The sequence below is a fragment of the Plantactinospora sp. WMMB334 genome (genome assembly GCF_049179095.1).
In the GTDB taxonomy this organism is placed as follows: domain Bacteria; phylum Actinomycetota; class Actinomycetes; order Mycobacteriales; family Micromonosporaceae; genus Plantactinospora.
In genome coordinates this window covers 6,251,294-6,275,286 of sequence record NZ_JBMHME010000002.1, presented here as the reverse complement: position 1 = coordinate 6,275,286, position 23,993 = coordinate 6,251,294, and the positions used below count along the sequence as shown (strand labels likewise).

Genomic DNA, 23,993 nt, shown 5'->3' with positions numbered 1-23,993 from the left:
CAGTGGTCATAATCGGTGGTCGTTAGCCAGGCTTATTAGTTAGGCTAACGACTGTGACGGAGTGGACGGTGATGGCGAAACGCATGTCCCCCGCGCAGCTTGCGACGGTGCTGCGGGACGCGATCACCCGACTCAACCGACGGGTACGGCAGACCCGGCCGGTCGGCGACCTCACCGGGACCCAGCTCTCCGCGCTGACCAGCCTCGAACTGGCCGGCGCGCTGACCCCCCGCGAGCTGGCCGACACCGAGCGGGTGCAGCCGCCGACCATGACCAAGATCGTCGCGAAGTTGGAGGAGCGCGGCCTCGTGCAGCGCACCCCCCATCCGACCGACGGCCGGCAGGTCATCCTGGCGACCACCGACACCGGCCGCGCGATGCTCGCCCAGTTCGACCGGGCCCGCAACGAGTGGCTGGCCGGTCGGCTCGCCGAGCTGACCCCGGAGGAACGCGACGCGCTCCAGCGCGCCGCGGAGATCCTGCAGAAGGTGGCGCGCGACTGACCGCCGCCGGGGATCGGGTCCGCTTCGTCCGCGAGGACCTTCTGGCCGCAATGTCGGGGCCGAGGGTCGAGGATGACGCGTACGACCCGAGGAGGCGCACCCCGAGTGCGGGCAAAGCTGAGCACCATGTTCCAGTCCCTGACGGTCCGCAACTACCGGCTCTTCGCCACCGGTCAGCTGATCAAGCTGATCGGCGTGTGGATGATGTTCACCACCCAGGACTGGCTCGTCCTGAACCTCTCGGACGACTCGGCGTCCGCGCTCGGCGTGGTCATCGCGTTGCAGTTCACCCCGGTGCTCCTGCTCACCCTGCTCTCCGGCCGGCTGGCCGACCGCTACGACAAGCGGCTGCTGCTCTTTCTCGCCAACACCACCTGGAGCGTGCTGGCGCTCGGGATGAGCGTGCTGGTGCTCACCGGCATCGTCCAGCTCTGGCACGTCTTCGTCTTCGCCGGTCTGCTCGGCGTGGCGAACGCGGTCGAGACGCCGGTACGGCAGTCCTTCGTCTCCGAACTCGTCGGTAACCCGCTGCTGCCGAACGCGCTGGCGCTCTCCGCCGCCACCTTCAACTCCGCCCGGATCATCGGCCCGGCGGTGGCCGGGGTGGCGATCGCCCTCTTCGACGTCGGCCCGGTCTTCCTGGTCAGCGCGTTCAGCTCGATCGCCCCGGTGGTCTGCGTGGTGCTGATGCGCCCGGCCGAGCTGCACCGCGAGAAGCTTCCGCCGCTCGGCGAGCGCGGGTCCGCCCGGGTGATCGACGGCCTCCGGTACGTCGCCCGCCGCTCCGACCTGGTGCTGCCGATGGTGCTGATGTCGGTGCTCGGGCTGTCGCTCTTCAACTTCCAGCTCACCCTCTCGGCGCTCGCCAAGACCACCTTCAACACCGGAGCCGCCTCGTTCGGCCTCTTCACCACCGCCCTCGCGGTCGGTGCCCTGGTCGGTGCGCTCGCCGGCAGCGGCCGGCGCAGCCGCCCCTCGGTCTGGGTGGTGCTCGGCGCCGCCGTGGCCACCGGACTCTGCGGCACACTGGTCGGGCTCGCCCCGACGTACTGGCTGGTGGTGGCGCTGCTGCCGCTCACCGGGTTCTTCATGGTCTTCTTCGCCCAGGCATCCAACCAGCGGGTGCAGCTCGGCGTGGACGCGGCGTTCCGGGGGCGGGTGATGGCGCTCTGGGTGCTGGTCTTCCTCGGCAGCAATCCGGTCGGCGCACCGATCATCGGCTGGATCGCCGAACGCTTCGGCGCCGGGGCGAGCATCTGGATCGGCGGCCTGCTATCGCTGGCCGTCGCCGGTGCGGCGCTGGTCTGGCAGTTGCACCGCACCGGCACCCGGCTCCGGCTGCGGATCCTGCCGCTGCCCCGGTTCTACGTGGTGCACCCGGCAGACACCTGAAAGAGGAGTCCTCGCAGGTTACGGCCGGCCGACACCGCGCACCGGCCATCCGGCGACCGGCTCGGCGACCTGCGGGCGTCGGATCCCTCTGGTTAGCTGGCCCCATGCTGCGCGTGCGACTCCTGGAGTGCCTGGCCGCCGACCAGGCCCGGCTGCGGCAGGTCGCCTCCGCCGATCTGGCCGCCCCCGTGCCGGGCTGCCCGGGCTGGACGGTGGCCGAGCTCGTCCGGCACGTCGCCCTGGTCTATCTGCACAAGGTGGAGTGCATGCGGGCCGGGCGGATGCCGTCGACGTGGCCGCCGGACGTCTCCGGGGTGGAGCCGTTGGCCCTGCTCGACCGGGCCTGTCTCGCGCTGCGCGCCGAGTTCGACGCCCGTGATTCGGCCGCGCTGGCCCCCACCTGGTACGACCCGGACCAGACGGTCGGCTTCTGGCTCCGGCGGATGGCACAGGAGACGGTCGTCCACCGGGTCGACGCCGAGCTGGCGACCGTCCAGCAGGCGACGGAGATCCCCGACGACCTTGCCACCGACGGCATCGACGAGGTGTTGCGGATCTTCCTCGGCTACGGCACCCGGCGGTGGCCGGAGGAGTTCGCCGCCGTACTGCCCGACCCGGCGGTCCAACTCGTGGCCACCGCCGGCTCGACGAGCTGGCTGGTCCGGCTCGCCCCCGAGGGCGCGACCGTGGTCTCCGACCCGACCGAGTCCGCCGGCCGGGCCGAGCCCGGCACGATCCGGGCCGAGCCCGGCACCACCCGGGCCGGAGGGTCGCCGGCCGGCGGGGCGGACGCGACCATCAGCGCCGCGCCCGAGGAGTTGCTGCTCTGGCTCTGGCGGCGCTCGGCCGACGACGCCGTCGGCTGGGCGGGTGACCGGGCGGCCGTCGACCGGCTGCGCCTGGCTCTCGCCCCGGCGACCAGGTGAATATTCGTTCACCGCAAAACCGGTGGCGGGGCGGGTTGCCGCCGGTTAGCGTCCGAGGATGTGGCCATTGTGCATGCTCTCGCGCTGCCGCTGGCACTTCTTGCCGTAGCGTGCCTGCCGGCCGTGGTGGCCGCGTTGATCTGCGCGGACGAGCTGGTCGACCGGTGCGCCGGCTGGTTCGCCGACCGCCGGGACAGCCGGCGGTCGCGCCGCGCCATGGACCGGCTCGACCGGACGTTCGAAGTGGACGTGCTGACCCGGCAGGTCGACCCGACCCAGCTCGACCGGGTGGCGCATCCGGCGATCGAGCGCATCGCCGCCGACCTGCGCCGGCTGGGCGACCAGCGGCGGAGCGTCGCCGGGCGGTCCCGGCTCTGGCAGGACGCGGTGCTGGAGGCGTACGACGACCGGCTGCGCCTGGCCAGCCGGTGCCTGGGCGTGGCGGAGCACCTCGGCGACCTGGACGGGGTCGACCGGGAGATCGAGCGGGTACGCGTCGAGGGCGAGCTGCAGGCGGCCGGCCTGGTCCTGGCCTCCCCGCAGCCCGGCCCGCGCCAGGGCGGCGGTTGAGCCGCCGGCCGCCGTCCCGCCGGCCGCCGTCCCGCTCGCCGTCCCGCCTGCCGGAAAGGGTTCCCCGGTGCGACTCTTCGTAGCCATCTATCCGCCGTTGGAGGCCCTGGACGACGTCATGGCGCAGGCGCGCCGGCTCCGGACCGGCGCCGCTGCCGACGCCGGGATCAACGTCCGGCTGGCCGCCCGGTCGAACCTGCACGTGACCGTGGCGTTCCTCGGCGAGGTGCCGGAGGACCGGTTGGGCACGGTGCGGGAGGCGCTCTCCCGGGCCGTCGAGCTGTGGCACCGTCCGCCTCCCCGCCGCCGTCGCTCCCGCTCCCGCTCCGGCGAGGAGACCCCGGCCGCCGCCGAGCATCCGGGCCCGTCCGGCCGGCCACCGCCCCGGTTCCGGCTCGGCGGTGGTGGACGGTTCGGCCGGGGGCGGTTCACGGTGCTCTGGGTGGGTCTGCTCGGCGAGGTCGACGCCCTGCACCGGCTGGCCGGGACGATCCGGCGGGAGTTGCGCCGATCCAGGATCCCGTTCGACTGGAAGCCGCTGCGACCGCACCTCACCCTGGCCCGCCCCGGCGACCGGCTGGACCGGGCGAGCCTCGACGAGGACCTGGATCTCCTCGACAGCTATCTCGGACCCTCCTGGCCGGCCACCGAGCTTGTGCTGGTCCGCAGCCACCTCGGCCCCCGCCCGACGTACGACCGGCTGGCGGCCTGGCCGCTCGGGTAGCCGACCGCCACCGCCCGATCGGAAGCCCACGGGGGCGGCGGTCGGCGTGAGAAGGCGTCCCGGGTGGGCGGCCGTCACCGGCAGGCCCGCGGCGGTGGTCGCCGTCGGGAGGTTTCGCGGGCGGCGGCCGTCACCGGCAGGCCCGCGGCGGTGGTCGCCGTCAGGAGGTTTCGCGGGCGGCGGGGCCGCTGCCGAAGAGCACGTCGTCCCAGCTCGGCAGGCGCTTGCGCGGCTTGCCCGAGGCGTCACCGGACTCGCCGGAGCCTGCCGCGGCGGCGCGGCGCGGCCGCAGGACCGCCAGCGAGGGCACCGCCGGGACCTCCTTCGGCGCGTCGGCGTCGTCGTCGAAGGCGGAGCCGGGGCCACCGCCGAGCAGCGCGGCGGCACCGCCCGAAACCGGCCGCTGCCGCGGCGCATCCGGCGACGCCATCGACGCGGCCGGGTCGAGGCCGCGCCCTGCGGACGAGCCGAGCGGGCGGTCGAGCCCGGCGAGCAGCGCGTCGCGGCCGGCCCGGATCGGGTCCCGACCGGAACGGGTGTGCTCGCCGGCCGGTGCCGGCAGCCCGTGACCGCCGCGGCTCGGCTCCACCCGGGACGGGCCGGGCAGGGCGTGACCGCCGCGTTCCGGCGCGGGCTCCTGACCGAGCAGCGGCGCCGGCCGCTCGGCGCAGAGGTACTGCGCCATGTCGTCGTGCGGCGTCACCGCCTGGCGCGCCTTGTCGAGATCCCAGATCGCCTGCGCGGTCGCCTTCCCCGACGGCCAGGTCGCGATGATCCGCCAGGTGCCGTCGTCGCGCCGGTAGGCGTCCCAGGAGATCTTCTCGGTGTCGATGCCGTGCTGGGAGAGCCGGCCGTCGACGATCTCGGCGAGCGGTGCCTGGTTTTCCGCGTTCCTGAGCCGGGTGCGCCGGGCGTGCTGGGCCAGCATCGCCCGCTCCTGAAGCACCGGGCCGGCATAGCGCAGCACGCGGTCGACCGGAACCCCGGCGATCCGCGCCACGTCCTCGGCCGACTCGCCGGAGCGGATCCGGGCCTGGATGTCCCGTGGCGACAGTGAGGGGGCGGGCTCGGTGACGCCGCCGACCGCGGTCAGTGGGGCGCTGCCGGGCTCGTTGTGCAGGACGGTCGCGACCCGCTCGTCGATCGGCAGCGCGAGAAGTCGGCCCACCTCGTCGGTGAGCACCATAGCTTGGCCGTCCTCGGAGAGGGCGACGAAGCGTACTGGCCGCATCGCGTTGCCTCCGTCCCGCCTCGCTGGCCCCACGCCACAGGTCAGCCACCCGGGCGTCCTCGTCACACGGTACGCCGGTCGGTCACTCCTTGGGGAGAGGCGCGCCCGCATGTCGCGGGTGAGCTGGGTAGATTGATCACTCGGGTCGGGTGGTCTGTCCGACCGGCCCGACCCGAGCGGCGAATCGGCTCAGAGCCGGTCGACCACGTAGTCGACGCAGGTGGTCAGGGCTTCCACGTCGCCGGGCTCGACGGCCGGGAAGAGCGCGATCCGGAGCTGGTTGCGGCCCAGCTTCCGGTACGGCTCGGTGTCGACGATCCCGTTCGCCCGCAGCGCCTTGGCGATCGCCGTGGCGTCGACACCCTCGGCGAAGTCCACCGTGGCCACCACATTGGAGCGCAGTGCCGGGTCGGTCACGAAGGGTGTCGTCACGGCGGAACGCTCGGCCCAGCCGTACACGATCGAGGCGCTCTCGGCGGTGCGCTTGGTCGCCCAGGCCAGCCCGCCCTGCGCGTTCATCCAGTCGGTCTGCTCGGCGGCGAGGAAGACGGTGGCCAGCGCCGGCGTGTTGTAGGTCTGCTCCAGCCGCGAGTTGTCGATCGCGGTGACCAGGTCGAGGAAGGCCGGGATGTAGCGGCCGGACGACTTGATCTCGGTCGCCCGGGCCAGCGCGGCCGGCGACATCAGCGCCAGCCAGATCCCGCCGTCGGAGCCGAAGCACTTCTGCGGGGCGAAGTAGTAGACGTCGGTCTCCCGGACGTCCACCTCCAGGCCGCCCGCGCCCGAGGTGGCGTCCACCAGCAGCAGCGCGTCGTCGTCGGCGCCGGCCACCCGGCGGATCGGCACCGCGACGCCGGTCGAGGTCTCGTTCTGCGGCGTGCCGTAGACGTCGACCCCGGCCTCGGCGACCAGCGCCGGGGCGCTGCCCGGGTCGGCCTTGCGGACGGTCGGCTCGGCGAGGAACGGCGCGTCCTTCACCGACTTCGCGAACTTGGCGCCGAACTCGCCGAAGCTGGCGAACTGCGCCCGGTCCCGGATCAGCCCGAAGGTGGCGACCTCCCAGAAGGCGGTGGTGCCGCCGTTGCCGAGCACCACCTCGTAGCCCTCGGGCAGGGAGAAGAACTCGGCGATGCCGCGACGCAGCCGGGCGACCTGGTCGCGTACGGTCTTCTGCCGGTGCGAGGTGCCGAGGTAGGTCGTGGCGACGTCGGCCAGCGCGGAGACCGCTGCGGGACGCACCTTGGACGGGCCGCAGCCGAACCGGCCGTCAGCGGGTTTGATCTCGTCGGGAATCCGAATGGTCGATACGTCAGCCACGGTTAGAAGATCCTTCCGGTGGGCCGAGAGGCCCGTGAGCCGAGCGGGTGATCCGGCGACGCTGCCGCCCGCCCATCCTCGCACCCACGCCCCGCGACCCGCCCGACGATCCCACGGCACCGGCTGAGTTCTGCCCCACATTCCCGCCGGCCCGCCGTCTGGGGTGTTAGGAAGGGCCCCCGCTACAACAGAAAACGATAAGCGGGGGCCCTTCCTTGCACCTCAGACGTCGTGGGGGACGGCGTCCCAGCCGTCCACCTCGGTGGGCTTGCGGGGGCCGGGGCCGGTGTAGCGGGCGGCGGGCCGGACCAGCCGCTTCAGCTTCTTCTGCTCCAGGATGTGCGCGCTCCAACCGCCCATCCGGGCACAGGTGAACATGGAGGTGAACATGTGTGCCGGTACCTCGGCGAAGTCGAGCACCACGGCCGACCAGAACTCGACGTTGGTGGCGAGCACCCGGTCGGGCTTACGGGCGTGCAGCTCCTCCAGCGCGGCCTTCTCCAGCGCCTCGGCGATCTCGAAGCGGGGCGCGCCGAGCTCCTTGGCGGTGCGCCGGAGCACCCGGGCGCGCGGGTCCTCGGCCCGGTAGATCCGGTGCCCGAAGCCCATCAACCGCTCGCCCCGGTCGAGTACGCCCTTGACGTACCCCTCGGCGTCGCCGCTGCGCTCGACCGCCTCGATCATGTGCAGTACCCGGGAGGGCGCGCCGCCGTGCAGCGGGCCGGAGAGCGCGCCGATCCCGGACGAGATGCAGGCGGCGGCGTCCGCACCGGTCGAGGCGACGATCCGGGCGGTGAAGGTGGAGGCGTTCAGACCGTGTTCGGCGGCGGAGATGAAGTACGCGTCCACGGCCTTGACGTGCCGGGGGTCGGGCTCGCCCCGCCAGCGCTTCATGAACCGCTCGACGATGGTCTCCGCCTTGTCGATCTCCTTCTGCGGCACGGCCGGCAGGCCCAGCCCGCGCGCCGACTGGGCGACGAAGGAGAGCGCGGTCACGGAGACCCGGGCGAGGTCCTCCCGGGCCTGCTCGTCGGAGATGTCGAGGAACTGCGACAGCCCCCAGTACGGGGCCAGCATCGCCACCGCGGACTGCACGTCGACCCGGATGTCGCCGGAGTGCACCGGCACCGGGAACGGTTCGGCCGGGGGCAGGCCGGGACCGAACCGGCCGTCTACGAGCAGCGCCCAGACGTTGCCGAAGGAGACCTGGCCGATCAGATCCTCGATGTCGACCCCTCGATAGCGCAGCGCCCCTCCTTCCTTGTCGGGCTCGGCGATGGCGGTCTCGAAGGCGATCACGCCTTCGAGCCCCGGTTTGAAGTCGGACATGCGCGCTCCTGGATCGGTCGTCCGTGCGATTCGAGGGCCCACCCGGCGGTGCCCGGCGCGGGTCCTCGGCCAACTCAGCTAGGTATTCGTGCCATCTTGCCTGCTGGGTAACTAACTTTGCGAGAGGTCACGGTTGTGCTACGCGCGACACAGCACGGTAAGCGCGGGTCTCGCCGGACCGGCGCCGGACGCTGCTCGGCCGGCCCTGACCGGCCCGCTTTCGATAGACGGACGAGGATGTGACGTGATGCGGGACACACCACCGGCCGACCTGCGCCGGGAGTACTCCGCGGTGGAGGGGCTCGTCGAGGCCGATCTGGCGGCCCGCTGGTGGAGCCAGTTCCACCACTGGTTCCTCGACGCGGTCGCGGCCGGGCTGCCCGAGCCGAACGCGATGGTGGTGGCCACCGCCGACGCGCAGGGGCGGCCCAGCACCCGGACGGTGCTGCTCAAGGGGTACGACGAACGCGGCCTGGTCTTCTACACCAACTACGAGTCGCGCAAGGGTGTCGAGGCGCTGGCGAACCCGCACGCCAGCCTCCTGCTGCCGTGGTTTCCGATGCAGCGGCAGGTGGTGATCTGCGGCACGATCGGACCGGTCGACCGGGCCGAGACGGAGGCGTACTTCGCCGGCCGCCCGCGCGGCTCCCAGCTCGGCGCCTGGGCGAGCCCGCAGTCCCGGGTGCTCGCCGACCGGAGCGCGCTCGATGCCCGGTTCCGGGACGCCGCCGAGCGGTTCGCCGGTGACGTGCCGGTGCCGGCGCCCCCGCACTGGGGCGGCCTGCGCGTGGTCCCGGAGACGGTGGAGTTCTGGCAGGGCCGGGCGAGCCGGCTGCACGATCGGCTGCGCTACCGTCAGACCGGTGCGGACGAGTGGATCATTGAGCGGCTGGCACCTTGACCGGCGCTGACAGGTCGACCCGCGCTGATGATTCGATCGGCGCTGACGGTGTGATCGGTGCCGACAGCGACGCCTCCGGGGCACGCTCCGGAGGCCGGTTCGCCCGATGGGCGATGGACGTACGTCCGCTGCGGGTGCCGGCGTACCGGCGGCTCTGGATCGGCAACGGCGTCTCGATGTTCGGCTTCCAGCTCACCGCGGTCGCCGTACCGGTGGAGATGTTCGCGCTGACCCGGGAGTCGTTCTGGGTCGGCCTGCTGGGCGTCGCCGGCTTCGTCCCGCTGCTGGTCTTCGGGCTCTGGGGCGGCGCCGTGGCGGACGCGGTGGACCGGCGCCGGCTGCTGCTCGCCAGTTCGCTGCTGATGTGGCTCTCCACCCTCGGGCTGCTGCTCCAGGCGCTCTTCCGGGTGGGCAGCCCGGTCCTGCTGCTGCTCCTGGTCGCGGTGCAGACGGTCGCCTTCGCGGTCAGCTCGCCGGCCCGGCAGGCGATCATCGCCCGGCTGGTGCCCACCACGCTGGTGCCGGCGGCGAACACGCTCGGCTACACCACCTCGACCGCCGGTGGCGTACTCGGACCGCTCGCCGCCGGCCTGGTCTTCTCGGTCGGCCCGGTCGAGGCGGTGCTGCCGGTGGCGTACGGGGTGGACGCGCTGCTCTTCACCGTCTCACTCTGGGCCACCTACCGGCTGCCCTCGATGCCGCCGCTGGACGACGGCGGGGCGCCCCGGCGGGCCGGCCTGGCCAGCGTCGTGGACGGGTTCCGTTATCTGGCCACCACGCCGGTGCTGCTGCTCTCCTTCGCCGTCGACATCATCGCGATGGTGCTGGCCATGCCCCGGGCGCTCTTCCCGGAGGTCGCGCAGGAGCGGTTCGGCGGCGGTTCGGCGGTCGGCTGGCTCTTCAGCGCGATCGCGATCGGATCGGTGCTCGGCGGGCTCACCTCGGGCTGGATCAGCCGGGTCCGCCGGCAGGGGCTGGCCCTGGTCTGCGCCGTCGTCGGCTGGGGCGTGGCGATCGCCGCGGCCGGACTGGCCCGGCAGCTCTGGCTGGCGGTCGGGCTGCTCGCGCTCGCCGGGGCGGCCGATCTGGTCAGCGCCGTCTTCCGGCAGTCGATGTTGCAGGTCTACGCCCCGGACCGGCTGCGCGGTCGGTTGCAGGGCGTCAACGTCACGGTGGTCGCCGGTGGGCCGCGCCTGGGAGACCTGCGCGCCGGCACCATGGCCGCCGGTTTCGGGGTCGGCATCGCCTGGGTGGGCGGCGGCGTGGCCGCGGCGGTACTCGCGCTGCTGCTCGGACTCGCCTTCCCGGCACTGGTCCGCTACCGCGCGCCGGCCGCTGCCGACGGGCCGGCCGCTGCCGATGGGCCGGCCGCTGCTGACGGGCCGGCCGCCCCGACCACGTCCGGCGCCGAACCGTCCGGCCCGCCCACGGCTGCCGGCCCGTCCGGTTCGGCAACGGCCGTCGGCCTGCCCGGCCCGTCCGGCCCGGCAACGGCCGTCGGCCCGTCCGGCTGGGCCGGCCCGTCCGGCTCAGCCGGCCCGTCCGGCTCAGCCGGCCCGTCCGGCTCAGCCGGCCCGTCCGGCCCAGCCGGCCCGTCCGGCCCAGCCGGCCCGTCCGGCCCAGCCGGCCCGTCCGGCCCGGCTACGGTCGCCGGCGGTGGGCCGGGGAGCGGCGCGGCGGGCGGGCAGCCGGGCGCCACCGCCGGGTAACCGCTATCGTCCCGGCATGGACAACGTCACAACCGCGATCCGGCCGCTCTCCGGTGCACAGTGGACCATCTCCGCCGCCGGCCAGGAGGCCGTGGTGGTCGAGATCGGTGGAGGGCTGCGGGCGTACCGGGCGAACGGCGTCGACTATGTCGACAGGTACGCGGAGGACGAACTGCCGCCCGGCTGCGCGGGCCAGGTCCTGGCGCCGTGGCCGAACCGGATCCGCGACGGCCAGTACACCTTCGCCGGCCAGGAGTTGCAGCTTTCGCTGACCGAGCCGCAGCGGCACACCGCGATCCACGGCCTGGTCAACTGGCTGCCGTGGCGGCTGGTCGAGCAGCGGCCGGACGCGGTGGTGGTCGCCTGCGACCTGCCGGCCCAGGTCGGCTATCCGTGGCCGCTGGCGCTGCGGGCCGAGTGGCGGATCGGCGCGGACGGTCTGCGGGTACGGCACGAGGCGACAAACGTCGGCCGGGAAGCCTGCCCGTTCGGCTTTTCGGTGCACCCGTACCTGCAACTGCCCGGGGTGGCCGTCGACGACCTGCTGCTGCGGGTGCCGGGGCGCAGCCGGCTGCTGCTGGACGGCCGGCTGCTGCCGATCGGGGCGGCGAAGGTGACCGGCGGCGAGTACGACTTCACCGAGCCGCGCCGGATCGGTCCGGCCGTGCTCGACCTGGCCTTCGGCGACCTCGACCCGGCGCTGGTGGACGACCGGGGTTCCCACGTCACGCTCTCCAGCCCGGACTCGGACGCCGCGGTCAGCATCTGGGCCGATCCGTCGTTCGGATGGTGGCAGGTCTTCACCGGGGACACCCTGGTCGGGGAGCGCCACCGGCGGTCGGTGGCGATCGAGCCGATGACCTGCCCGCCGGACGCGTTCCGTTCCGGCCGGGACGTGATCGTGCTCGAACCGGGCCAGACCTGGCAGGGAAGCTGGGGCATCCGGCCCGGCACCTGAGCGGGAGGGCGCGCGATGGAGTTCTCGGCGGTCGTCCGGCGGCGGCGGATGGTGCGCAACTACGACCCGGACCGGCCGGTGCCGCCGGAGCTGGTCGAGCGGTTGCTGGAGCACGCCGTCCGGGCCCCGTCGGCCGGGTTCTCCCAGGGCTGGGCCTTCCTCGTGCTCACCGAGCCCGCCGACCGCGAGCTCTTCTGGACGGCGACCGGCCCCGCGCGGCCGGAGGTGTTAGGAGGGGGCCCTTCTACAACAGAAAACGATAAGCGGGGGCCCTTCCTTACGCGGTGGCTGGCGGGGATGCGGCGGGCGCCGCTGATCGTCGTACCGCTCGCCGACCGTTCCGCCTACCTGGAGCGGTACGCCGAGCCGGACAAGGGGTGGACGGAGCGCGACGAGAGCCGCTGGCCGGTGCCGTACTGGTATGTCGACACCGGCTTCGCGGCGCTGTTGATGCTGTTGACGGCGGTGGACGAGGGGCTGGGGGCGTGCTTCTTCGGCATTCCGGGGGAGCGGGTCGGGGCGTTCCGGGAGGCGTTCGGGGTGCCCGGGTCGTTCACCCCGATCGGGGCGGTCAGCGTCGGCTACCCGGCACCGGACCATCGGCCGTCCTCGTTGCGGCGCGGTCGGCGCCCGCTGGCGCAGGTGGTGCATCGGGGACGGTGGGGCTGACATCCCGACCGAAGTCGGTCAGGATGTCACCGAAGGTAGTAACGAAACTGACATCGACGGACAAACCCCGGGCTCGACGGAGGTCGCTAGGCTGGCGGGCGTCATTGACGCGGTGCGGCCGCTCACAGCAGGCCGCCGGAGCCGGGAAGCATGGGGTCGGGCCAGCGCGGCCATGGGGAGGGGAGCGTGCCGTCGTGATCTTCAAGGCGGTTCGGGACGGGCGACCGTACCCGGACCACGGGCTCACGTTGAAGCAGTGGGCAGAGATCCCGCCACGCCCGCTGCGCCTCGACCAGCTCATCACGACCAAGCGGGAGCTCGCGCTGGACAAGCTTCTCGCCGAGGACTCCACCTTCTACGGCGACCTCTTCCCGCACGTCGTGCAGTGGGGCGGCGGGCTCTATCTGGAGGACGGGCTGCACCGGGCGCTGCGCGCCGCCCTCCAGCAGCGCAACCAGATCCACGCCCGGGTGCTGGTGCTGTCGGCCAGCTGAGCCGCCGCTTCCGGCGCTGACCGGTCGTTAGGGTGACGGTCATGACCGAGGCAACCGACGTCCGGACGACGTCCCCGCTGGACCTGCTCGACCTGGACGGCTCGCTCACCGCGGAGGACCGCCAGATCCGGTCCGTCGTGGCCCGGCTCGTGGCCGACCGGGTACGCCCGCACGTCGCCGGCTGGTACGAAACCGGTAACGCCCCGGTCCGGGAGCTGGCCCTCGAGTTCGGCGGGCTCGGCCTGCTCGGCATGCACCTGTCCGGGTACGGCTGCGCCGGTGCCTCGGCCGTCGCGTACGGGCTGGCCTGCCTGGAGTTGGAGGCGGCCGACTCCGGCGTACGCTCCCTGGTCTCGGTGCAGGGTTCGCTGGCCATGTACGCCATCTGGCGCTACGGCTCCGAGGAGCAGAAACTGCGGTGGCTGCCGGCGATGGCGGCCGGTGAGGCGATCGGCTGCTTCGGGTTGACCGAGCCGGACCACGGCTCCGACCCGGCCTCGATGGCGACCCGGGCCCGGCGGGACGGCTCCGACTGGCTGCTCAGCGGCGGCAAGATGTGGATCACCAACGCGCCGGTCGCCGACGTCGCGGTGGTCTGGGCGAGAACGGACGAGGGGGTGCGGGGCTTCGTCGTACCGCTGCCGACGCCCGGGGTTTCGGTGCGGGAGATCCGGCACAAGATGTCGCTGCGCGCCTCCTCGACCGGGGAGATCGTGCTCGACGGGGCCCGGCTGCCGGCCGACGCCCTGCTGCCGGCGGCGACCGGGCTGCGGGCCCCGCTGAGCTGTCTGACCGAGGCCCGGTACGGCATCGTCTGGGGTGCGCTCGGCGCCGCCCGGGACTGCCTGCACGCCGCGCTCGACTACGCCGGCAGCCGGGAGCAGTTCGGCCGGCCGATCGCCGGCTTCCAGCTCACCCAGGCCAAGTTCGCCGACATGGCGGTCGAGTTGCAGAAGGGCTACCTGCTGGCGCTGCACCTGGGCCGGCTCGCCGACGCCGGCCGGCTGCGGCCGGAGCAGGTAAGCGTCGGCAAGCTGAACAACGTCCGGGAGGCGCTGGCGATCGCCCGGCAGTGCCGGACGATCCTCGGCGCGAACGGCATCAGCGGGGAGTATCCGGTGCTCCGGCACGCCAACAACCTGGAGAGCGTGCTCACCTACGAGGGGACGTCGGAGATCCACCAGTTGGTGATCGGGCAGCGGCTCACCGGGCTCTCCGCCTTCGACAACTAGCCGCTAGCCGAGCCTGCGGGCGGAGCGGAGCGCGGTGGCCAGGGTCTCCAGGGCGGCGGCGCTGCCCGCGTACGAGAAGCGGGGTTCGCTGTTCCAGCCGACGATCTGGTTGGCCTTCACCGCGGGCAGTTGCGCCCAGGTCGGTTTCCCGGTCAGGTCCCTGGGCTGCAACGTGGAGCTGCGGTTGTCCAGCAGCAGCACGTCGGCCGGGTACTTGTCGGCGTTCTCCCAGCTCAGGCTCTCGAAGTAGCCGAGGTCGTCGAGCTTGTCCGGCACGATGACCTCCACGCCCAGCGACTTGTAGTAGAGGATGTCGGAGTTGACGCCCGGGTTGGAGGCGTAGAAGAGGTCGGGCGAGGCCGAGCAGGCGAGGACCCGGATCCCGCTGTTCGCCGCGACGGCCTGCCGGATGCTCTCGGCGGCGGCCTCGAACCGCGCCTTCGCGTCGGTGACCTTCGGCGCGTCGAGGTCGGCACCGAGCGAGGCGGCGAGTTCGGCGTGCCGGCCGATCACCGCGTCCAGCGGGGCCTTGGAGGCGGCCAGGGCCACGGCCGGGGCCAACGGGACGATCTGGTTCCTGCTCTCGTCCGGCACGTACCAGAGGGAGCCCTTCTCGTACTCGTGCGTGACCAGCAGCTCCGGCTTGACCGAGGCGTACGTCTCGATGTTGAACTCGCCCCAGGTGTTGCCGATGACGGTCAGCCGCGACACGTCCAGGTCGCCGGCCTGCACGTCGGGGCTGCCGTCGGGGCGCTTCGTCGGGCCGAAGACCCCGACGATCTGGTCGGTGACGCCGAAGTCGTGCAGCGCGGCGGCGGCGCCGACGAAGGCGACGACGCGCTGTGGTCGGCCGGCGGCGGAGGCGGTCTCGCCCCGGTCGTCGGTGAAGCTCCACGCACCGCCGCCGGCACCGGTCGCGGCGCCGGAATCGTCGCCGTCCTGGCCGCAGGCGCCGAGCAGTGCGGTGAGGCCGAGCGCGCCGGCCGCGCCGAGCAGGTTGCGGCGGGTGAACTGGCGGGGCTGTGACATGGCGTGGCGCTCCCTGGTCGGTGCTGGCGAGGGCGCGACGACTGGATCACGGGAACCGGCGCCGCACGGGCGCTAGGTTAGCCTGACCTAACTTCTGGTTGTCAAGTCGCTGGTCAGGGGCGCACGGATTAGAGCCGGCGGCCGGGGGTAGGCCGTCGCGTGGTGACCGGAGGACTCGCGGGGCACGGGCTACTGGCCGACGGGCGCAGCGCCGCACTGGTCGACCTCGCCGGCTCGGTCAACTGGTGGTGCCCGGAGCGGTTCGACGCACCCTCGGTCTTCTGCCGGCTGCTGGACGCCTCCGGCGGGCACTGGTGGATCCGGCCGTCCGGGCACTTCGAGGTGCATCGCGACTACCTGCCCGACACCCTGGTGCTGCGTACGGTGTTCCGGACCGAAGACGGTGAGGTCTCCGTCACCGACGGGCTGGTACTGGCGGGAGGTGCCCGGGGGCACGACATCGGACTCCGCTCGCCCGGCATCCTGGCCCGGGTGGTGGAGGGGGTCTCCGGGACGGTTCCGATGGAGATGTCCTACTGCCCCCGCTTCGAGTACGGCCGGCGCAGCGCGTACCTGGTCTGGCGGGACGGGAAACTGGTGGCGACGTCCGGGCCGACGACGGTGACGATGACCGCCCCGATGCCGTTGACCTGTGACGGGTCCGAGGCGAGTGCCCGGTTCGTCGTCGGGCCCGGGCAGCGGGAGACGTTCGTGCTGGCGTACCGGCCGACGTACCACGAGCCGGAGCCGGACCCGACCGGTGACGGCGGCGACGCGCTCGCCGACACGGTGGCGGGCTGGCGCTCCTGGGCGGCACACCACGACTACCAGGGCCACGCCCCGGAGCAGGTCCGGCGCAGCGCCCTGGTGCTGCAGGGGCTCACCTACGCGCCCAGCGGTGCGGTGGTGGCCGCCGCGACCACGTCGTTGCCGGAGGAACTCGGCGGCGACCGCAACTACGACTACCGGTACGCCTGGCTGCGCGACTTCAGCCTGACGCTCCGGGCGCTCTGGGTCGCCGCCTGCCCGACCGAGGCGAGCCGGCTCTTCGGCTGGGTCGCCTCGGCGGTCGGCCGGATCGACGGGCAGCCGGTACCGATCATGTTCGGTGTCGAGGGTGAGCGGGACCTGACCGAGCGCCGGATCGAGACGCTGCGCGGCTACGCCGACAGCTCCCCGGTCTGGGTCGGCAACGAGGCGTGGCGGCAGCGTCAGCTCGACGTACCGGGCGAGGTGATCGACGCGGCCTGGCGGCTGCGGGACTATCTCGACCCGCTGACGCCGGAGATCCGCGACCTGTTGCGCAGCCTCGCCGACCAGGCGGTGGCGAGCTGGCGGGAGCCGGATGCCGGGATGTGGGAGGCCCGGGATGCGCAGCGGCACTACCTGTCGTCCAAGCTGGGCTGCTGGGTGGCGTTGGACCGGGCGCTGTGGTTCGGCGGGCGCCTGGGTGACGGCGAGGACCTGGCCCGCTGGTCGGCGGCCCGGGACGAGGCCCGGGAGACGATCCTGCGGGAGGGCTGGAACCCGCGGGTCGGCGCCTACACCGGCGCCTTCGGCTCCGACCGGCTCGACGCCAGCGTGCTGCTGATGCCGATCGCCGGTTTCGTGCCCGCCACCGACGACCGGATGCGGGCCACCATCCGGCTGATCGAGGAGCGGCTCTCCCGGGGCGGGCTGGTCCGGCGCTGGGAGGGCGACCCGGCGGCGTTCACCCTCTGCTCCTTCTGGCTGGTGCGGTGCCTCGTCCTCGCCGGGGAGCGGGACCGGGCGGCGGCGATGTTCGACAATGTGGCGTCCGTCGCCAACGACCTCGGGCTGCTCGCCGAACAGGTGGATCCGTACACCGGCGAGCAGCTCGGCAACTTCCCGCAGGCGTTCTCCCACATCGGACTGATCAGCGCGGCATGGGAACTCACCGCCGCCTCGACCGGGGCGGCGTCGACAGGGGGAGGAAACTGATGACTGGACGGCTGGCCGGGACGACGGCACTGATCACCGGCTCCGATTCCGGGATCGGCCAGGCGACCGCGATCGAGTTCGCCCGCGAGGGCGCCGACGTCGTGGTCCACTACCTGCGCGACCACGACGGGGCGGAACACACCCGGCAGCGGGTGGAGGAGGCCGGCCGGCGGGCGCATGTCGTGCAGGGCGACATCAGCGACGAGGACCAGGTGGCGGCGATGTTCGACTCGGCCCTGGCGGAGTTCGACGAGTTGAACGTGCTGATCAACGACGCCGGGGTGGACGCCTCCGGCATCCCCGTGATCGACCTGGACACCGAGACCTGGGACCGGGCGATCCGGGTCAACGTCTACGGCGCCTTCTTCTGCTCCCGGCGCTTCGCCCGGCACCGCCGTGACCAGGGCGGCAAGGGAAAGATCATCAACATCACCTCGATCCACCAGGAGGTGGCCCGGGCCGGCGGTTCGGACTACGACGCCAGCAAGGGCGCGCTGCTCAACCTCGCCAAGAGCATGGCGCTGGAACTCGCGCCGATGGGGATAAACGTCAACAACATCGGGCCCGGCATGGTGCTCACCCCGTTCAACCAGCGGGCCATCGACGACCCGAAGTACCTGGAGGAGCAGGTGCAGAGCATCCCGTTCCGGCGCGCCGCGGAGCCGGGCGAGATCGGCCGGGTGGCAGTCTTCCTGGCCAGCTCCGACGGCGACTACGTGACCGGGTCGACGTACTTCGTGGATGGTGGACTGATGCAGAACCAGGGTCAGGGGGCGTAGGCATGGCGATCGACCAGGTGCGTTGGCAGCAGGAGAATCCCGTCTCCCTCTATCCACGTCCGATGGTCCCGATCGACCACGTCGAGCCCTGTCCCCGGCGGATCCGCGCCCTGCTGAACGGGGAGTGGGTGTTCGACACGAACGCCGCCCGGTATGTGTGGGAGTGGCCGCACTATCCGCACTACTACATTCCGCTCGCCGACGTCCGGCAGGAGCTGCTTGTCGACGAGCACGACCTGGAGCAGTACAGCGGGGGCACCGCCCGGCAGTACGGGATCCGGGTCGGTGACCGGTACCACCCGGGTTGCGTACGGGTGCACACCGAGAAGTCCGTCGAAGGGCTGGCGGACATGGTCCGCTTCGAGTGGAAGGTGCTGGACACCTGGTTCGAGGAGGACGAGGAGGTCTTCGTGCATCCGCGCGACCCGTACACCCGGGTCGACGCGCTGCGGTCCACCCGGCGGGTCCGGGTCGAGCTGGACGGCGAGGTGCTGGCCGAGAGCGGCTCACCGGTGCTGGTTTTCGAGACGGGCCTGCCGACCCGCTACTACCTGAACCGGGCCGAGGTGGCGCTGGGCCGGCTGATCCCGACCGAGACGGTCACCCCCTGCCCCTACAAGGGACGGACCAGCAACTACTGGTCGGTCCAGATCGGTGACACCAGGCACGAGGACATCGCCTGGTCGTACGACTTCCCGACCCACCTGTTGCAGCCGATCGCCGGGATGGTCGCCTTCTTCAACGAGCGGGTCGACATCGTCGTCGACGGCGAGCTGCTGCCCCGGCCGAAGACCCGCTGGTCGAGCTGAGGGTCGCGTGGGCCGGCTCCGGAGGCGGCTCCGGCCGGTCCGGCGTGGGGTCCGGACCGGCCGGAGACCGGGTGGTGGTGGGATGGTCGGTGGTGCGGAAGCGGCCGGGAGCGGGTACGGGCCGAGCCCGCTCCCGGCCGCCTCCTAGAAGCCGCGCCTGCCGTTCGGGCCGGTGGCGACGGCGAGTACCTGCTGCAGGCCGCGGTAGGCGGCCTTCGGCTGGAAGTTCTCGTCCAGCGGGGTGGCCGAGCCCTGGCCGTCGAAGAAGCCGGGGACCCAGGAGTACCTGTCGGTGAAGCCCCACACGGTGAACATCACGCAGCGCGGGGTGAGCAGGCAGGCCGTGAGCAGGGTGTTGAAGCTGCCCACCTGCCCGGCCTCCTTGTAGGTGTCGACGGGGAGGAAGAATCGCACGTCGACCTCGGTGAAGGCGGTCTCCATGCCGAGCTTGTCGAAGCGCGCCAGGTTCTGCGGGGCGTCGATCGGCAGCGGGTACTGGAGGTCGAGGTGGCCCTGGAAGCCCATGCCGTGCAGCGGCACCCGCTGCCTGCGCAACTCCCTGGCCAGCTCGTAGTAGGCGGTGCTCTTCGGGTTGACGTTGTCGATCGCGTAGTCGTTGAGGTAGAGCTTGGCCCTCGGGTCGGCCGCGTGCGCCAGGCGCAGCGCGTAGGCGATGTAGTCCGGGCCGAGGTGCTGGCGGAAGATGGTGTCCCGGAGCACCGGGGAGTCGCCGTCGGTGAACGCCTCGTTGACGACGTCCCAGGCCCGGACCTTGCCCCGGTAGCGCTTCACCACGGTGGTGATGTGGTCGCGCACGATGTCACGCAACTCGGCCGAGTCGATCGAGCCGTCCGCGACGCCCTCGCTCAACCAGGCGGGAAGCTGGCTGTGCCAGAGCAGGGTGTGCCCGTGCACCTTCTGCCCGTTGCGCCGGGCGAACTCGACCAGCTCGTCGGCCGGGCCCCAGTTGTACTGCCCCCGGGTGGGTTCCAGCTCGGACCACTTCATCACGTTCTCGGCGGTGACCGCGGAGAACTCCTTCGCGGCCCGCTCCCGGTAGGCCGAGTCGTTCGCCAGGGCGTTCATGTCGATCGCCGTGCCGACGCCGAGGCCGTGCGGCCTGGCGAGGACCCGCAGCGGCAGGTCCGTGTTCGGCGTTCCGGGGAAGTGCCCGCCGAAGCCGCTTTTCGTCTGCTGCTGCGCGGCCCCGACCGGCACCTGCGTCGGTGCCGCCGTGGCGGTCGACGGCCCGACCGCGTAGAGGGTGCCGGCCGCGAGCACGCCGACCAGAGCTGTCGAAAGCTTCTTCATCGGAACAGGGCCTCCAGGGTGGGGTTCGAGATCAGCCGTCGGCCGGAGCCGTCGGGGCCGCGCGCGGGGGGACGGTTGCGCGTGGATCCCTACCGGAACGCGAGCCGGACCCTGAATTGCTGCCGAAGATCCTGTCAGAGATCCGACAGTTGGTGTTCGCGTCTCTGTCTTCTCAGGAGTCAGACCTTGTGTTAGAGCGAGTGTTCAGCTCGCCTCGGTCATAACGGTCGCGAACTGCTCGGGGCTGAGCTGCCCTCGGAACAGCCGCCGCAGATTCGTGGTGAGCGCGGCGGCGACCTCCGGCTCCACCGCCTGGTCCCAGGCCAGATCCTGCGACGGCGCCCGCACGACCAGCTCGTGCACCGCGGTGGTGAACGCGGCGTGCTCCGTGCCGCGCAACCGCTGCGCCGCGTCGATCACCGGCGGCACCGCACCTTCCGCCACCAGGGCGTCGAGGTGGGCGTCGGCCGTCGCGGCCCGGACGAAGTCCAGCGCCGCCTCCCGGTGCCGGCTCCCGGCCGCCACCGAGAAGAAGTTGGTGGGTATCCCCACCAGGTCGGCCGGATCCCCGGCCCCGCCCTCGACCGCCGGGAACGGCACGAAGCCGAGCTTGCCGCCAGCCACGAACTCGGAGTTCCGGGCGACCTGGGCCGGGTACTCCCAGGTCCCCATCAACTGCATCGCGGCCTGACCGCTGGCCAGCCGCCCGGACGCGTCGCCGTCGTCGTAGCCGACCGAGGCGAAGTCGGTGCCGAAGGCGCCCCGCTCGACCAGCTCCTGCGCGTCCCGCAGCGCCCGCAGCACCGCCGGTTGCGACCAGGCGCCCGGCCGGCCCGCGACGATGTCGGCGCTGATGGTCGGGCCTCCGATCCGCTCGGCCAGATACATCACCCACATCAGCTCGGTCCAGCCCTGGGCGCCGCCGAGCGCGATCGGCGTGATCTTCTTCGCCTTGAACGTCTGCACCAGGGAGAGCAGGTCGGCGTAGTTGCGCGGCGGCTCCACCCCGGCCCGGGCGAAGACGTCCCGGTGGTAGAAGAGCACCACCGGATGCGTACCGCTCATCGGCATCCCGTACTGCCGGCCGTCCACCGCGCCACCGGCCAGCACCGCGGGCACGAACCGGTCACCGACCCCGGGCTCGTCCCGCAGCGGGGTGAGGTCGGCGAGCAGGCCGTCCCGGGACAGCCGGGTCAGGTTCGCCCCACCCCAGCTCGCGAAGACGTCCGGGCCGTCCGCCGAGCCGACCGCCGTACGGAGCTGCTCCTTGTACTCCTCGTTGCCGAAGGTGGTGAGTTCGACGTCGACCTCGGCGCCCCGGTTGTAGCGGTCGACGAGTTGCTGGAGCGCGGAATCGGCGTCCGGCGGCTTGACCGCCCAGACCCGCAGCACCGCCGTGCCGCGCTCGCCGGCCGGCGGCACCGGCGGCACGCTCCGGCCCCGGGTCAGCTCCGCACCGGTCAGGCTCGCCAGCACCACCAGGGCCGCGACCGTCACGCTGGCCAGCCCGGCCCGCCACCGCCGCTGCCGCCGGTAGCGCCGGCGGATCGTCGCGACGGCACCCGGAGCCGCCGCAGGCAGTGCGTCCTGCGCCTGCGTCAGGGTGGCGCCCAGCTCCTCGGCGAGCAGCCGATCGTCCACCGGGCCGAGCTCGTCAACCACGTCCGCTCCGCATCGTCTGTTTCTGCTGGGCGGGAGCCAGGTGCGCCCGCAGGACCCGCTTGGCTCTCGCGTACCGGCTGGAGACCGTGCCCGGCGGCTCGCCGCAGATCGCGGCGATCTCGCTGAACGTGTAGCGGTACAGCACGTGCAGCACCACGACGGTCCGCTCGGCCTTGCCGAGCTGCCGCAACGCGTGCCACAGCGCACTGTTGCCCACCGCCGTCGCGGCCGGGTCGTCGGGCCGGCGGTCGACGTCGTCGGTCGGCACCTCCCGGCGCCACCGCCGCCACCGGCTCACGTTACGGGTCACGATCACCTGCCGGGCGTACGCCTCGGGGTTCTCCCCGGCCTTGCGCCACCGCTGCCAGACCTCGACCACGGCGATCTGGGCCAGGTCGTCCGCCTCGGCCGCACTGCCACTGATCAGGTATGCGAACCGTCGTAGTGCGTCCAGGCGCGCCCGAGCGAACTCCTCGGCGTCGCTGAACGCTGTGCGGGCCATCCAGCTCCTCCTCCGGGCACCACGCCGGTCACCGTCGATGCGCCGTGCCCTTCCGAACCTAGTGGCTGAGGGCTGCACAATCACCTTGGCCGATTGTCTACCGCTCGACCGGCACGACAGCGGCCGCCTGCCGCTCGGCCAGCTCGACGGCGTTGCGGAAGAGCATCGCCACGGTCGTCGGGCCGACCCCGCCGACCCGGGGCGTGATCGCGGCCGCGACCGAGGCGCACGCCTCGTCGAGGTCGGGTAGGAGCCGGCGCCCCGCGTACCGGACCCCGCCGCCGATCGCGACCGCGCCGGGTCGCAGGTGCTCCGGCCGCACGATTCCGGGTACGCCGGCCGCCGCGACGACGATGTCGGCCCGCCGGGTGTGCCGCTCCCATCCGGGTACGCCGCTGTGCACCACCGTCACGGCCGCGTCGGCGGTACGGCTCTTCCGGCTCAGCAGCAGCGACAGCGGGCGCCCCAGCGTCGTGCCGCGACCGAGGATCACCACGTCCCGGCCGGCGACCGGGATCTCGTGGAAGGCGAGCAGCGCCTCGATCCCGGCCGGGGTGCACGGCACCGGGCCGGGCAGCCCGGCGGCGAGCCGGCCCAGGCTCTCCGGGTGCAGCCCGTCGACGTCCTTGGCCGGGTCGACGGCGAGGACGGCGCCGGGATAGTCGAGGTGGGCCGGGGTCGGATGCTGCACCAGGATGGCGTGCACCGTTCGGTCCTCGTTGTACGCCTCGATCGCCCGGACCAACTCGGCCTGGGTGGCGGTGCCGGGCAGGTGGGTGTGTGGGGAGGCGAGGCCGAGTTCGGCGGCGTGCCGCTGCTTCATCCGGATGTAGCCGGCGCTGGCGGAGTCGTCACCGACCAGAATCGTCGCCAGGCTCGGCACGACACCGGCCCGGCGCAGCGCGGCCACCCGGGATGCGACCTCCGCGAGGACCGCCTCGGCGACGGGACCACCGGGCAGCAGCCGGGCCAGTCGCGTCCCGCCGGGCCGAGCGTACTCCGGGTCGGCTCGGGTCGCGGGTGTCGTACCGGGGCCGTACCGTTTTCTCAGGTGCTACCTGGAAAGAGGACGGTGAGGGCGGATGTCCCGAGAAGGCGATGTCAACCGGCCCACGGTCGACCAGCCCACACGTGAATACCCCGGCTATGCGAAGGGGCAGGCCGCGCCGCCCGACCCGGCCGACCCCTGGGCCGGCGGCGGTGACGACGGCACCCGGCCGTTCGACACCGACGAGGGCCGACCGGACCAGCCCGACCGGGAGCCGGCCGGCGGCGGTCGCGGGTGGGGCCGGGCGGTCTTCGCCCTGGTCGGCGTCATCGGCGTGATCGCCGTACTGGTGCTCGGCGTGCAGGTCAGCGGGCTTCTGCCGGACTGGCGCAACCCGTTCGCCAAGGAGGAGACCGACCGCAGCCAGCCACCGCTGCTCAAGTCGATCCAGGATCTCAGCCGCTACGTCGCGGCCGAGGGCAACTTCGAGGTCGTCGTGGACCTGGAGCAGAACCGGAAGTACGTTCCGGACTTCCTGCTCGGTGAGCGCACCCTCTTCGTCGGGGCCGGCACCGTCGACGCGTACGTCGACTTCGGGCAACTCGGCGAGGACGCGGTGGTCGTCTCCGAGGACCGCAGGTCGGTGGAGGTCAAGCTGCCGGCCCCGCAACTCGGTGAGGTCAACCTCGACCTGGAGCGCAGCTACGTCTTCGCCGAGGAGCGCGGTGTCCTCAACCGCCTCGGCGAGGTCTTCGGCGGCGACCCGAACCGGCAGCGCGAGACCTACATCCGGGCCGAGCAGAAGATCGCCGAGTCGGCCCGGAGCAGCGGCCTCGGCGAACGCGCCCAGGAGAACACCCGCAAGATGCTGGACCAGATGCTCCGCTCGCTCGGCTACGAGCAGGTGACCATCACCTACGTCCAGCCGTGACCCAGCCCGGGCGGGCAGACGGGGTGCCGTCCGGACCGGGTGTTGTCCGGACGGCACCGTTCCTT

22 protein-coding genes and 1 pseudogene are annotated in these 23,993 nt (G+C 72.7%); 15 read left to right on the top strand and 8 right to left on the bottom strand.

The features are described from left to right. The first annotated feature begins 53 nt into the window (after positions 1–53). The 5 genes from ACN27G_RS26950 to ACN27G_RS26930 all read left to right on the top strand — a co-directional run bounded on the left by ACN27G_RS26950 (position 54) and on the right by ACN27G_RS26930 (position 4,115). The gene (locus ACN27G_RS26950; RefSeq protein WP_421495537.1) at positions 54–503 is read left to right on the top strand and encodes a MarR family winged helix-turn-helix transcriptional regulator; all 450 of its coding nucleotides are present in this window, start codon (positions 54–56) and stop codon (positions 501–503) included. 105 nt (positions 504–608) lie between these two features. Beyond that, complete coding sequence (locus tag ACN27G_RS26945; RefSeq protein WP_421495536.1) at positions 609–1,895, top strand: MFS transporter; 1,287 nt, start codon at positions 609–611, stop codon at positions 1,893–1,895. Positions 1,896–1,999: 104 nt separating this feature from the next. Next, the gene (locus ACN27G_RS26940; protein ID WP_421495535.1) at positions 2,000–2,821 is read left to right on the top strand and encodes a maleylpyruvate isomerase N-terminal domain-containing protein; all 822 of its coding nucleotides are present in this window, start codon (positions 2,000–2,002) and stop codon (positions 2,819–2,821) included. A 60-nt stretch (positions 2,822–2,881) separates the two neighbouring features. Continuing rightward, positions 2,882–3,391, top strand: coding sequence for a hypothetical protein (locus ACN27G_RS26935; protein WP_421495534.1), 510 nt, complete (start codon positions 2,882–2,884; stop codon positions 3,389–3,391). Between the two features lie 67 nt (positions 3,392–3,458). Continuing rightward, a complete protein-coding gene (locus ACN27G_RS26930; protein ID WP_421495533.1) occupies positions 3,459–4,115 on the top strand; it encodes a 2'-5' RNA ligase family protein in 657 nt (218 codons plus the stop codon). 160 nt (positions 4,116–4,275) lie between these two features. Here the strand turns inward: ACN27G_RS26930 and sepH are convergent, their stop codons facing one another. From sepH to ACN27G_RS26915, 3 genes are all read right to left on the bottom strand, one after another. Further along, positions 4,276–5,346 carry a septation protein SepH gene (gene sepH / locus ACN27G_RS26925; RefSeq protein WP_421495532.1) on the bottom strand — a complete coding sequence of 357 codons (1,071 nt, stop codon included), beginning with the start codon at positions 5,344–5,346 and terminating at the stop codon, positions 4,276–4,278. A 189-nt stretch (positions 5,347–5,535) separates the two neighbouring features. Further along, the gene (gene serC / locus ACN27G_RS26920) at positions 5,536–6,663 is read right to left on the bottom strand and encodes a phosphoserine transaminase (protein ID WP_421495531.1); all 1,128 of its coding nucleotides are present in this window, start codon (positions 6,661–6,663) and stop codon (positions 5,536–5,538) included. A 222-nt stretch (positions 6,664–6,885) separates the two neighbouring features. Beyond that, positions 6,886–7,992: a citrate synthase 2 gene (locus tag ACN27G_RS26915; RefSeq protein ID WP_421495530.1), complete on the bottom strand. Its 1,107-nt coding sequence runs from the start codon at positions 7,990–7,992 to the stop codon at positions 6,886–6,888. Between the two features lie 247 nt (positions 7,993–8,239). Here ACN27G_RS26915 and pdxH point away from each other — a divergent pair, with 247 nt between their 5' ends. The 6 genes and pseudogenes from pdxH (at position 8,240) to ACN27G_RS26885 (ending at position 13,955) form a co-directional block, all read left to right on the top strand. Beyond that, the gene (pdxH, locus tag ACN27G_RS26910) at positions 8,240–8,893 is read left to right on the top strand and encodes a pyridoxamine 5'-phosphate oxidase (protein ID WP_421495529.1); all 654 of its coding nucleotides are present in this window, start codon (positions 8,240–8,242) and stop codon (positions 8,891–8,893) included. A gap of 113 nt (positions 8,894–9,006) precedes the next feature. Then, positions 9,007–10,233, top strand: a pseudogene (locus ACN27G_RS26905) (MFS transporter); the annotation flags it as partial. Between the two features lie 385 nt (positions 10,234–10,618). After that, positions 10,619–11,560: an aldose 1-epimerase family protein gene (locus ACN27G_RS26900; RefSeq protein ID WP_421495528.1), complete on the top strand. Its 942-nt coding sequence runs from the start codon at positions 10,619–10,621 to the stop codon at positions 11,558–11,560. A gap of 15 nt (positions 11,561–11,575) precedes the next feature. Continuing rightward, positions 11,576–12,229, top strand: coding sequence for a nitroreductase family protein (locus ACN27G_RS26895; protein ID WP_421495527.1), 654 nt, complete (start codon positions 11,576–11,578; stop codon positions 12,227–12,229). Positions 12,230–12,423: 194 nt separating this feature from the next. After that, on the top strand, positions 12,424–12,723 hold the full coding sequence (locus tag ACN27G_RS26890) for a type II toxin-antitoxin system VapB family antitoxin (protein ID WP_421495526.1): 300 nt from the start codon (positions 12,424–12,426) through the stop codon (positions 12,721–12,723). A 41-nt stretch (positions 12,724–12,764) separates the two neighbouring features. Then, positions 12,765–13,955 (top strand): acyl-CoA dehydrogenase family protein, encoded by a 1,191-nt coding sequence (locus ACN27G_RS26885; protein ID WP_421495525.1) that lies wholly within the window; start codon positions 12,765–12,767, stop codon positions 13,953–13,955. A 3-nt stretch (positions 13,956–13,958) separates the two neighbouring features. On the opposite strand, the gene ACN27G_RS26880 is transcribed toward ACN27G_RS26885, so the two are convergent. Next, complete coding sequence (locus ACN27G_RS26880; protein WP_421495524.1) at positions 13,959–14,984, bottom strand: ABC transporter substrate-binding protein; 1,026 nt, start codon at positions 14,982–14,984, stop codon at positions 13,959–13,961. Between the two features lie 159 nt (positions 14,985–15,143). Between ACN27G_RS26880 and ACN27G_RS26875 the strand changes: the two genes are divergently transcribed. From ACN27G_RS26875 to ACN27G_RS26865, 3 genes are read left to right on the top strand one after another with little or no spacing between them, the layout of a single operon-like run. Then, entirely contained in the window at positions 15,144–16,946 is a 1,803-nt protein-coding gene (locus ACN27G_RS26875; protein ID WP_421495523.1) for a glycoside hydrolase family 15 protein, read from the top strand. Then, complete coding sequence (locus ACN27G_RS26870; protein WP_421495522.1) at positions 16,946–17,725, top strand: glucose 1-dehydrogenase; 780 nt, start codon at positions 16,946–16,948, stop codon at positions 17,723–17,725. Before ACN27G_RS26875 ends, ACN27G_RS26870 begins: the two co-directional genes overlap by 1 nt. A 2-nt stretch (positions 17,726–17,727) precedes the next feature. Next, complete coding sequence (locus tag ACN27G_RS26865) at positions 17,728–18,534, top strand: DUF427 domain-containing protein (protein ID WP_421495521.1); 807 nt, start codon at positions 17,728–17,730, stop codon at positions 18,532–18,534. Positions 18,535–18,678: 144 nt separating this feature from the next. On the opposite strand, the gene ACN27G_RS26860 is transcribed toward ACN27G_RS26865, so the two are convergent. The 4 genes from ACN27G_RS26860 to ACN27G_RS26845 all read right to left on the bottom strand — a co-directional run bounded on the left by ACN27G_RS26860 (position 18,679) and on the right by ACN27G_RS26845 (position 22,982). Beyond that, a complete protein-coding gene (locus ACN27G_RS26860; RefSeq protein WP_421495520.1) occupies positions 18,679–19,845 on the bottom strand; it encodes an endo-1,4-beta-xylanase in 1,167 nt (388 codons plus the stop codon). 204 nt (positions 19,846–20,049) lie between these two features. Next, complete coding sequence (locus ACN27G_RS26855; RefSeq protein ID WP_421495519.1) at positions 20,050–21,507, bottom strand: ABC transporter substrate-binding protein; 1,458 nt, start codon at positions 21,505–21,507, stop codon at positions 20,050–20,052. After that, positions 21,500–22,009 carry an RNA polymerase sigma factor gene (locus ACN27G_RS26850; protein WP_421495518.1) on the bottom strand — a complete coding sequence of 170 codons (510 nt, stop codon included), beginning with the start codon at positions 22,007–22,009 and terminating at the stop codon, positions 21,500–21,502. Before ACN27G_RS26850 ends, ACN27G_RS26855 begins: the two co-directional genes overlap by 8 nt. 97 nt (positions 22,010–22,106) lie before the next feature. Beyond that, on the bottom strand, positions 22,107–22,982 hold the full coding sequence (locus ACN27G_RS26845; RefSeq protein WP_421497471.1) for a bifunctional 5,10-methylenetetrahydrofolate dehydrogenase/5,10-methenyltetrahydrofolate cyclohydrolase: 876 nt from the start codon (positions 22,980–22,982) through the stop codon (positions 22,107–22,109). Between the two features lie 109 nt (positions 22,983–23,091). Between ACN27G_RS26845 and ACN27G_RS26840 the strand changes: the two genes are divergently transcribed. Continuing rightward, positions 23,092–23,928 carry a DUF4230 domain-containing protein gene (locus ACN27G_RS26840; RefSeq protein WP_421495517.1) on the top strand — a complete coding sequence of 279 codons (837 nt, stop codon included), beginning with the start codon at positions 23,092–23,094 and terminating at the stop codon, positions 23,926–23,928. The last annotated feature ends 65 nt before the right edge of the window (positions 23,929–23,993 follow it).